The sequence below is a fragment of the Algoriphagus algorifonticola genome, assembly GCF_007655305.1.
GTDB classification, from domain to species: Bacteria; Bacteroidota; Bacteroidia; order Cytophagales; family Cyclobacteriaceae; genus Algoriphagus; species Algoriphagus algorifonticola.
Genome location: NZ_VLOG01000044.1, coordinates 1 through 10,016 on the forward strand (window position 1 = coordinate 1; position 10,016 = coordinate 10,016).

Genomic DNA, 10,016 nt, shown 5'->3' on the forward strand with positions numbered 1-10,016 from the left:
GTCCGGCAGGTAAATGTAGAAGGGGCCACTACCACTACGTTGGATTATTTGGGGGAATTTGTGTTTGAAAAAATCAATTCGGGAGCCAATACGCTGTCCTATATCATGCATGAGGAAGGACGCGCTGCCTTTGAGAACTCAGCCTTCCAATACGAATTCTTCGTCAAAGATCATTTGGGAAATGTACGTCAGGTAGTCCGTGCACCACAGTCCACGCTTAGAATGGCAACCATGGAGCCTGAAAAGGCCGAAGAGGAGGAGGAGCTGTTTGACAATATCAAGGAATCTCGCCAAGGCGCAAGTGAGCATAACAAGACCCCCGGAGGCTATGCGACAGCGTGGCTCAATGCGGATCGTGGAAGAATACTTGGTCCTTCCCGAAGTCAGGAAGTGCAGCAGGGAGACAGTGTGGAAGTCGGGGTTTTTGGGAAATATATGGATCCACGAAAAACGCGCCTCCATCCGGTGTCCTTTATTCAAACAGGGGCCAATACCAAGATGATCCAACAACTGACTGAATTCGGGCAAAACCTCCGAGCCACCGGTCCCAATGAACTGGCCATAGCAAATGTCATCGCTCTGGTGATTACAGAACTTCAGCAAAAACCCGCCCCCGAGGCATATTTAGGATATGCGCTTTATGATGCAGACAGTAATCTGTATGAACAAGGAAAGGTCATCTTATCCAAAAAAGCCCGAAACAAACACGAGGAACTGATTCAAAAGCTGGCGATCAAGAAGGATGGCTATATCGAGACCTACCTAGTCAATGAAACGGCTGAAAATGTTTGGTTTGACCAGTTCCGGATCATGAGCACGGGTCCACTGATCGTGCAAGAGACTCATTATGATCCTTGGGGAGTGGATCTCTCGGGACTAGGTTACCAATATGGTGAGGACCGAGCGTGAATAATCAGTCCTGTGGACTGATTTAGCGAGGGGCCAGTTTGCAGGGCTGGGTGAATCCTTATCTTTATAATGGCAAAGAGCTGACAAGCGGTTTGGGCGTGATCATGTATGATTACGGGGCGAGGTTTTATATTCCTGCGATTGGAAGATGGTTTGTGCATGATCCGCTGGCGGAGAAGATGCGAAGACATTCACCCTACAATTATGCTTTCAACAATCCAATAAGGTTTATTGACCCAGACGGAATGGCTCCTTATTCGGTACAGGGGACACCTGTAAATTCTGGAGAAAATGCATCACAGGAGGAGGAAGAGGGTGTTTGGGTTGAAATGGGCTATGGTCAAAAGGTAAAATCAAAAGACGTAATAGGTGCAGATTATAGTGGAAATTTTGAGGTAGTTGGCAAGGGTAAAAAATCAGGTGTTCAAGCCTGCTGCGGGAATGAAAAAGATCAAAATAAAAAAGACTATGGCAATCAATACAATACAAGACCTAGAAATGTACAGGATTTTGTTAAAAGGTTCGAGGGGATGACATATGAAGAAATTATGTTAGGCGAAAGCTCTTTTCTTGGGATAAAATATCCAAATAGATTGGCCGATGCTAGGTTTGGGTTTGTTAGAGATCCTCAATCCCCCGGTTCTGGACGCGAAGTAGATATGATTCATTTTTTGGTAGTAGGGAAGAAAGGGGTTTTGATGGGAGCAGCGAATGAATTTCAACAATGGGTGCAGGGAGTTTTTGGAAATGGAAGTGCAATGAAAAGTGCCTTTCATCCTCAGGATTTATACTCAAATAGACTAGGAGTAGAATTTTTTCAAAGATATAATGATTTAATAGAACAAAATCCAACCAAAATTTCTGAATATATTGGTCAATTTTTAAATGATCCTGGCAGAAATAGGTATAAAAAAATATTTTAAAATATATGAAAATTAGAAATATTATTATATTCATTATTTTATTGTTGGGAATGGGTGTTTTTAATTCTTGCAAAGAGGCTAGTTGTGAAAATTCGCAAAATATTAAAAATGTTGAAATTGGAATGGATACATTAAAAGTATTAGAAATAATGGGCCAGCCTATAAGTAAAAGGAATTATAAGGGTGAATTATATTATGATTATGAGGCTCCAGCTGGACTGTCAGTTCAATATCAAATTATATTTAATTCTCAGGGAAACGTGGTTTTTATTAGTCCTAGTCCAGATAATTTTGATAAATAATTAAATTCAATTCATTGTGTTATATTAAAAATTTAAGATATAATTTTATTTACGAGAAAAGAGGAATATTGTTTAGTGGAAGTATATGTAATTCTTTACATTAAAGTTTAAAGATTATAATTCATAGTTCTACCACGAATTTAATGGAGAACATTCCCTTTTGGTGTGTACTCTAATGAGTTAGAATTTATAAAGTATTGAAATTCAAGTGTAAAACTCTCTGAAAAGTGATCTCCATCTCTATTTTACTAGCTTTTATTTATTCCACTAACATAAGGGTAGAACCAAAAATATTAGTGATCCAGAAAAATATCCTGGAGTTGCAATTTATGAAACTGATTTCATGGCAGAAGGAACTGGGGTAACTTTACCTGGTATTGGTATTTTTATTCATTCAAGTGTAAAAGGAAGAAATAGAGAAAGTATGCTCCAACATGAATACGGACATTTTTTAGATTATAAACTTAGTTTTGATCTTTATAATACTTCAACTCCAACAATTCCTAATATTCCTATTCTAAATTTTTATTTGCAAATTGGAATCCCAAGTATTCTCAATTTGACTCCAGGATTTAATAAAATCCCCGGATTAGATGGTCGTCATAAAGATTTTTATACGGAGAAGCGGGCTGATTGGTGGAGTAAAGTTTTCTTTGGCGATATGTGGTTGGGAAATTAAAAAATTTAAAATGAGAAATATAATATTATTAGTTTTAATGGCATGTCTAATTAGTTGTGATCCAATCGACGATAGATTAAAAATCATCAATAATACAAATGAAGAGATATTTTTTTCTATTTCCAAAGGAGAATTATTTAACAAAAACCCATTGTTTATTTCGAATAAAGATACTATTTGGGAAAGTAGTAATATTATATATCCAATGTCAAATTATAACCATGCGTTAATTGGTCCTAATGAGTGGGAGTATTTCATTAATAGAGATTGCGAAGATAGTACCTTGAGAATCTTCTTTTTCCGTAAAGAACTTATTATAGATTATGAATGGGATTCAATTGTAAAATTTCAAATTTACTCAGATAAGAAAAGTTTCAAGGTAAAAGAATTGGAAATCAATAATTGGGAAGTTACCTATGATTCCAAGTATTAAAGTTATTATATTATAATTAGAATCTCAATTGAGCTGAAAAATCTGGCTGAGTGTGGGTGTGTCGTGAAGTCCTTGATGTGAATCAAAGGCATTTTGTGTAAAAGATTTAGTAGCAAAATTTCTTGTGAAAAATTTCAAATAGTGTGACTTTTAAAAAATGTAATAGATTCCATTTTCCCAAGGATCGTTACAGGAAGATCGTTCCGTACTCTTTTTGGATCAAAAACTTGGAGGCGCCATGGTCATTAGCAGCGATAAGCTAATACGTGACTTTGCAGGGAAACTGAACCTCCCTTACCATGGGATTTTTTGGATTTGGGGTGAATTAATCCCATAACCCAAAGCACTAAATATCTTGTATGAAATGCCAAAGATCAACTCTATTTACCAAGTAGCTGCAATGGAAAAGGAGATTGAGCGGAGGATTAACTATTTGAAAGACTTCATCGGGACAGGCTTCTCGCCCAGAAATGTATAAATGAAAAAAGCCTCAAATCTGATGATTTGAGGCTTTGGTAGCTCCCCCTCTTGGGCTCGAACCAAGGACCCCATGATTAACAGTCATGTGCTCTAACCAGCTGAGCTAAGGAGGAATTTTTTCTGGTTGCGCTATCCCTTTCGGTTAACGTGTTGCAAATGTAGAGGCATCTTTGATTTTTTCCAAACCTACAAATAAAAAATCTTTGATTTTTTGAACCAATTACCCTTTCTGATTCTTTCTCAGGGACTTATTTTTATCCTTTCTTCTAAATTCACTTTCTAAATTTTACAGATATCCCATATGCTTATTCTCTAAAATCAAATTCGGCTCGATGTTTTTGAATGGGTAAACCAATTTATACTCCTATTCCTCTGCTTTTTCCTGCCTTTTTGGCTAATTTCGATCCTTCTTATGGGTACACGCAATACTATTTTCTTTCTTTTTTTACTGGGATTAAACCATAGCCTTTTCGCTCAGGAAATCCCTGTTTCTGAGCGCTATTTTAGCATGGGTATTCCCGTAGATACACTAAAAAATCCCCGTTTGGAAGAAGTCAGCGGGATTGCATTTTCTCAAATTCACCCTAACTTGATTTATGCTCATACCGATAGCGGGGGAGAGGCGGTAGTTTATATGTTGGATTCCCTAGGCAAAGAGATTGGCAAAATCATACTGAAAGGTCTCAAAAATAGGGACTGGGAAGATATTGCTGTTGGATTGGGACCTGACGGAAAATCCTATATCTACATAGCTGAAATCGGAGATAATTTAGCTCGATATTCCTCTGTGTATGTTCATAGAATTCCAGAACCTAGAGTCATCCAGACTTTGATTGAGGAAAAGGCTGTCTCAGTAGAACTCAACTATCCTGGAGGAGCTAGGGATGCGGAAACCTTGATGCTCGATCCCTTGGATAAAAGACTGTATATAGTTTCCAAAAGGGATAAGAAGAACAACCTGTACAGTTTTTCCTGGGATCAATTTGGGAACAAGGAGAAAATCAAGTTAGACAAGCATCTGGAATTTCCTTTTTCATCTTCTGTGGCAGGAGATATTTCAAAAGATGGCTGTCATATTTTGATTAAAAATTACTTTGCTGTCTATTATTGGATCAGAAAGGAAGGGGAGTCTTTAACTGAAACACTGGCTAGAACTCCTGTCAGTTTGCCCTACGTTCCCGAGCCTCAAGGAGAGGCTATCGCATTTTCATCTTCCATGAAAAGCTACTTTACCATAAGTGAAAAGAGATTCAATATTCTTCCGGTTCTTTATCGATATCCTTCAAAAAAATAAGCCATGCAAACCTCTTCTACTATTTTGATGGTTCGTCCTGCCAATTTTGGCTTCAATCAAGAGACGGCAGGGAATAATTTCTATCAGCAGCAAGACGGGCGAAGTTCTGAAGAAATCAAGGCCTTGGCTCAACAGGAGTTTGACAGCTTTGTCGCCTTATTGAAGGATCAGGGAGTGAAGGTATTGGTCATAGAGGATACAGAAAAGCCAATTAAAACGGATGCTGTTTTCCCAAATAATTGGTTTAGTACACATCCAGACGGCAAATTGATTCTCTATCCCATGTATTCTCCCAACCGCCGATTGGAGCGAAGGAAAGATTTGATAGAGCAATTGATGGGATTGGGATTTAAAGTGGATGAAATTATTGATTTAAGCTTTTTTGAGCAGGATGGACAGTTTTTGGAGGGAACGGGTAGCATGGTGATGGACCATCATTCAAAAATGATTTATGCCTGTTATTCTGAGCGAACCCATTGCGTGCCTTTAGATTATTTGGCAAAAATACTGGGCTATCAAGTGATTGCATTTGAAGCTCAGCAGGAAATTGGCGGAAAGATGAGCCCTATTTATCATACCAATGTAATGATGCATATTGGCTCTGATTTGGCTGTGGTTTGTTTGGAAAGTATTATAAAGGCTTCAGATAGAAGGAAAGTACAGGAGACCTTGACATCAGCAGGTAAAAAAGTGATTCCCATTACGGCCAAACAGAAATTTAATTTTGCCGGAAATATGTTGGAAGTGGGAAATGATGGAGGTGAGAAGTTTACAGTCATGTCCCAAACGGCCTATGATTCTTTAAACGTGGGGCAAATTCAGCTAATTGAGAAATATACTACAATTATCAGTCCTCAGATTCCTACCATAGAAAAACTGGGTGGAGGAAGCGCTAGGTGTATGATTGCGGAGATTTTTTTAGAGCACAGAGGATAATAGGGGAATTTTTGATTTACGAAGGGCAGAGAAACTTTAAATGTTTTTCAGTCATTGAATCTTTTTTATTTTCCGCAGATTTCCACAGAAAAAGTCACAGATCTGCACAGATTTCCCAGAACAAATCAGATCAACTTCTTTGCGTCTTTTATTCTTTGCGGGAGAATTAAACTCTGCGCCACTGCGCCACTGCGAGCTTTATTAACCATAAAGATCACGGAGAACCACGGAGTTTTAATGAAGAGGCCAGTCTTTTTTATCAGGCTGAGCGGAGTCGAAGCCCTTGCCACAAACTAAAAATTTTGAGACTGCTTCACCCGACCCAAAGTCTTTCCTTTAATTGGGATTAACGAAAGACTCAAAGTTAATCTTCATATTATAAAAAGTGACGGGTTCGCAGGGACGGTACTGCCAACTGCCTACTACATCTTCCTACTTTTCTTTGCTTCTTGAATCCTTTGCGGGAGATTAAAGCTTTGCGCCGCTGCGTCGCTGCGAGCTTTTGTGAAGCTACCTAGATTAAGAGGCGAAACCTTTCAGATTTCTGAATTCAGCTTTCACACTTTTAAATTCCAGTGTAATTAAAAGGTGTAATTTTCTTCAATTCCGTTTTCAATTCATCAGCAATAGGCAAGCCATCTACAAAATCGGCTATGGAAGTTTGAGTGATTTTAGTATTGGTTCGGGTAAGATCTTTCAGTGCCTCATAAGGTTTTGGGAAGCCTTCTCTTCGAAGAATCGTTTGGATCGCTTCCGCAACTACTGCCCAGTTTTCTTCCAAATCAGCATCAATGGCAGCTCTATTCAGCTCCAATTTGCCCAATCCCTTTTTCAAAGACTCCAAAGAAATCAGCATATGGGCCAATGGAACTCCGATTACCCGAAGTACCGTGCTATCTGTCAAATCCCGCTGCAATCTGGAAATAGGAAGTTTGGATGCCAAATGCTCAAAAAGTGCATTGGCAACTCCTAAATTACCCTCGGCATTTTCAAAATCTATTGGATTGACCTTATGTGGCATTGCAGAAGATCCTACTTCTCCAGCTTTGATTTTCTGCTTGAAATAATTCATGGCCACGTACTGCCAAACGTCTTTAGAAAGGTCCAGCAATACCGTATTGATTCTTTTTAAGCCATCAAATACGGCAGCCAAATTATCGTAATGCTCGATTTGAGTGGTAGGATAACTTCTTTCTAAGCCTAAATAATGGGATACAAAATTAAATGCAAAGTCATTCCAAGCTAATTCTGGATAAGCTACATGATGCGCATTCATATTTCCGGTTGCCCCACCAAATTTGGCAGAAAATGGAACCTGCTTTAATAGCTCCAATTGCTTCTCAACTCTGACAACAAATACTTCAATCTCCTTCCCCAATCGAGTAGGGGAAGCTGGCTGTCCATGGGTTTTGGCCAACATTGAAACATCCTTCCAGTCAGAAGCATAAGTTTTCAGCTTTGATAGAACCTTTTCCAATTCAGGATAAATCACCTGCTCCAATCCTTCTTTCAGCATCAATGGAGTTGCAGTATTGTTAATATCCTGAGAGGTGAGTCCAAAATGGATAAACTCCTTATATGCCTCTAGCCCTAAAGCATCAAATTTCTCTTTCAGAAAGTACTCTACAGCCTTCACATCATGGTTGGTCACCTTTTCAGTGTCCTTAATGCTTTGAGCATATTTCTCTGAAAATTCAGTAACAATAGCCCGTAACTTGCTGAAAAATCCGTGATCAAATTCTTTCAACTGAGGCAAGGGTAACTCGCATAGCGCTATGAAATATTCTACCTCTACATGCACTCGATATTTGATCAGGGCAAATTCTGAAAAATAAGCTCTCAAGGAAGCCGTTTTTCCGGCATATCTTCCATCTACTGAACTGACAGCGGTCAGGGCATTCAATTCCATGTTTGTTGGTTTTGGGGTTGTTCCAAAATTTTGAAGGCGCAATTTAGCTCATTACCTTCAAAATAGCCCTTCATAATTTATAATAATCGAATTTCTCCAAACTTACTTTCACGATTTGGAGTTTTCTTTATGAATTTCTCAGGGATTAGGACAATTATGATTCCTGAGCGTTTAATTTTGCACCCGAATACAAAGAATCCATATCTCGAATGTTCAATTTATTTAAGAAGAAAAAAGAGGAAGTTAAAAAAAGCAATTATCTCCCTCTGAAGGTACGTGAAGTTGTCAGGGAAACTCCCGATACAGTGAGTATTTATTTTGAGCAGCCAGAACCATTTCTGGATTACAAGCCGGGTCAGTTTTTGACTTTGGTCATGGACTTTGATGGAAAAGAGCAAAGAAGATCTTACAGTCTTTGCACCTCCCCATTTGTGGACCCCTTTCCAGGAATTTCTGTTAAAAGGGTCGATGGAGGACTTTTCTCCAATTATCTGAATGAAAAAGTAAACCCCGGTAAAACTATCAATGTGCTAAAGCCATTAGGGAATTTCACCACCGACTTTCATTCCAAAAATCAGAGGCATTTTATCATGGTGGCTGGAGGCAGTGGGATCACGCCAATCATGGGTATTCTCAAATCTGTATTGGTCAATGAGCCGAACTCCATCATTACGCTGATATATTGTAGCCGAAGCGAGGAGCAGATAATTTTCAAAAGACAATTGGACCTTTTGGAAAAAGCCAATCCGGAAAGATTGAAAGTAATTCATAATCTGAGTCAACCATCTGAAGCCTGGAAAGGGCCAAAAGGTAGATTAAATCCTGATTCGTTTAAGGAGTTTGTTTCCCGTGCAGAATATGAACAGCGGTATGAGGAGATTTATTTCCTTTGTGGGCCTGACGGAATCATGGATACTGCGGAGAATGTCTTGGAAGAACTTGGTATTCCTGAAGAGAGAATTCATAGAGAAAGCTTTTTCTCAGCGGCAGCTCAACAGGCACATGACAATGCCATGGCTGGAATCAACTCCGGAATTCTCACCCGGGATGTTAAAATCATGTTGGAAGGGGAGGAGTTTGATGTGACCGTTAATCCTGAACAAACTGTCCTTGAAGCCGGATTGGAGCAGGGCTTGAATATGCCTTATTCTTGTCAGAGTGGCTTATGTACAGCTTGTAGAGGTAGACTTTTGAGCGGAAAGGTGAAGATGGATGAGGATGCAGGCTTGAGCGAGAAGGAAATAGCGGCTGGATATGTACTTTGCTGCGTTTCCCGACCTCTGACTGATGACATCAAAATCACCATTGAATAAACTAGCCTCTTGAACTACAATCAGCTTAAAAAAGACTACAAAAGCCTGGAAATATTGGTGTTGATCCTGATGGTGATCAGCTTGCCATTATTTGGCTTTGTGTATTTGTATTATAATTCAGGGAATTTGAATTTTGACCTGCCTGAGCTTCCAGACTTTGTCAATGGTTTATTGATTGGATTGGCTATAGGTTTGCTGCTTGGTCAATATGTGATATTTCATAGAAAACTGAAATTATCCTTTGAATATGAGGAGCTGTTTGATAAAGTTCAGATTTATATTCAGGCAACTAGGCAACGTTTTTATTTTCTGTTTTTGATATCGATTCTTAGCACTATAGGATTGCTTTTCTATGAGAATGCGACTTACGTTGTGATTTTCGCTTTGACTTTGATTTTTTATTCCTTGGCAAAGCCCACTCCTGACAGAATTAAGCGTCTGCTTAAACTGACTAAAGAGCAGGCAGAAATTGTAAGACAGGCATCGAGGCCGGAGTAGAGAAAGTTTGAATTATGAGGTGCGAAAGTTTATCTCCCATAGAGGAAGGCTGAAATGACAACTGCGAGCGCAGCGGTCTCCTAATCTCTCGCGGTGGCGCAGCGGTATAATTCTCCCGCAAAGGATGGAAGAGGCAAAGAATTTTTTGTTTAAAATGAACATCTGCAATTCTAGAAAACCTATCATTTTGTACTCAAATTGATATTGCCCGAAACCTAAAATCGAAAGTCGTTCTCAATTCCCCCTTGGAGTAGTTGCATGGATAGGAAGAAGAACCTTAAACCCGGATTATGCATTAGAATCTGTAGTGAGAGGTCAAACCGCAATAAAATCAATCCGC

At 39.0% G+C, this 10,016-nt stretch carries 10 protein-coding genes and 1 tRNA gene; 9 read left to right on the forward strand and 2 right to left on the reverse strand.

Features of this window, described 5'->3' with window-relative positions; all coding sequences use genetic code 11:
• The 5 genes from FL972_RS19585 to FL972_RS11225 form a co-directional block, all read left to right on the forward strand.
• A partial coding sequence (locus FL972_RS19585; protein ID WP_250161336.1) for a hypothetical protein occupies positions 1-909 on the forward strand: 909 nt, incomplete at its 5' end.
• 50 nt (positions 910-959) lie between these two features.
• Positions 960-1,832, forward strand: coding sequence for an RHS repeat domain-containing protein (locus FL972_RS19530; RefSeq protein WP_222116029.1), 873 nt, complete (start codon positions 960-962; stop codon positions 1,830-1,832).
• Between the two features lie 5 nt (positions 1,833-1,837).
• Positions 1,838-2,134, forward strand: a complete 297-nt coding sequence (locus tag FL972_RS11215; protein ID WP_144605505.1) for a hypothetical protein — start codon at positions 1,838-1,840, stop codon at positions 2,132-2,134.
• 343 nt (positions 2,135-2,477) lie between these two features.
• Positions 2,478-2,813, forward strand: coding sequence for a hypothetical protein (locus tag FL972_RS11220; RefSeq protein WP_144605507.1), 336 nt, complete (start codon positions 2,478-2,480; stop codon positions 2,811-2,813).
• Positions 2,814-2,823: 10 nt separating this feature from the next.
• Positions 2,824-3,246, forward strand: a complete 423-nt coding sequence (locus tag FL972_RS11225) for a hypothetical protein (protein WP_144605509.1) — start codon at positions 2,824-2,826, stop codon at positions 3,244-3,246.
• 519 nt (positions 3,247-3,765) lie between these two features.
• Here the strand turns inward: FL972_RS11225 and FL972_RS11230 are convergent.
• A tRNA-Asn gene (locus tag FL972_RS11230) sits at positions 3,766-3,839 on the reverse strand.
• 299 nt (positions 3,840-4,138) lie between these two features.
• Here FL972_RS11230 and FL972_RS11235 point away from each other — a divergent pair.
• Both FL972_RS11235 and ctlX read left to right on the forward strand, forming a co-directional pair.
• The gene (locus FL972_RS11235) at positions 4,139-5,020 is read left to right on the forward strand and encodes a hypothetical protein (protein WP_144605511.1); all 882 of its coding nucleotides are present in this window, start codon (positions 4,139-4,141) and stop codon (positions 5,018-5,020) included.
• Positions 5,021-5,023: 3 nt separating this feature from the next.
• Positions 5,024-5,956 (forward strand): citrulline utilization hydrolase CtlX, encoded by a 933-nt coding sequence (gene ctlX / locus FL972_RS11240; RefSeq protein ID WP_250161337.1) that lies wholly within the window; start codon positions 5,024-5,026, stop codon positions 5,954-5,956.
• 565 nt (positions 5,957-6,521) lie between these two features.
• Here the strand turns inward: ctlX and purB are convergent.
• The gene (gene purB, locus FL972_RS11245) at positions 6,522-7,865 is read right to left on the reverse strand and encodes an adenylosuccinate lyase (RefSeq protein ID WP_144605513.1); all 1,344 of its coding nucleotides are present in this window, start codon (positions 7,863-7,865) and stop codon (positions 6,522-6,524) included.
• Between the two features lie 209 nt (positions 7,866-8,074).
• Between purB and FL972_RS11250 the strand changes: the two genes are divergently transcribed.
• Both FL972_RS11250 and FL972_RS11255 read left to right on the forward strand, forming a co-directional pair.
• Positions 8,075-9,178 carry a ferredoxin--NADP reductase gene (locus tag FL972_RS11250; RefSeq protein ID WP_144605514.1) on the forward strand — a complete coding sequence of 368 codons (1,104 nt, stop codon included), beginning with the start codon at positions 8,075-8,077 and terminating at the stop codon, positions 9,176-9,178.
• Between the two features lie 9 nt (positions 9,179-9,187).
• Positions 9,188-9,676 (forward strand): hypothetical protein, encoded by a 489-nt coding sequence (locus FL972_RS11255; RefSeq protein WP_144605516.1) that lies wholly within the window; start codon positions 9,188-9,190, stop codon positions 9,674-9,676.
• The last annotated feature ends 340 nt before the right edge of the window (positions 9,677-10,016 follow it).

What these genes read in the sequence shown, in the direction of transcription:
- FL972_RS11215 (WP_144605505.1), top strand. Translation starts at nt 1,838, where the DNA reads ATGAAAATTAGAAATATTATTATATTCATTATTTTATTGTTGGGAATG.
- FL972_RS11220 (WP_144605507.1), top strand. Translation starts at nt 2,478, where the DNA reads ATGGCAGAAGGAACTGGGGTAACTTTACCTGGTATTGGTATTTTTATT.
- FL972_RS11225 (WP_144605509.1), top strand. Translation starts at nt 2,824, where the DNA reads ATGAGAAATATAATATTATTAGTTTTAATGGCATGTCTAATTAGTTGT.
- FL972_RS11235 (WP_144605511.1), top strand. Translation starts at nt 4,139, where the DNA reads ATGGGTACACGCAATACTATTTTCTTTCTTTTTTTACTGGGATTAAAC.
- ctlX (WP_250161337.1), top strand. Translation starts at nt 5,024, where the DNA reads ATGCAAACCTCTTCTACTATTTTGATGGTTCGTCCTGCCAATTTTGGC.
- purB (WP_144605513.1), bottom strand. Translation starts at nt 7,865, where the DNA reads ATGGAATTGAATGCCCTGACCGCTGTCAGTTCAGTAGATGGAAGATAT.
- FL972_RS11250 (WP_144605514.1), top strand. Translation starts at nt 8,075, where the DNA reads ATGTTCAATTTATTTAAGAAGAAAAAAGAGGAAGTTAAAAAAAGCAAT.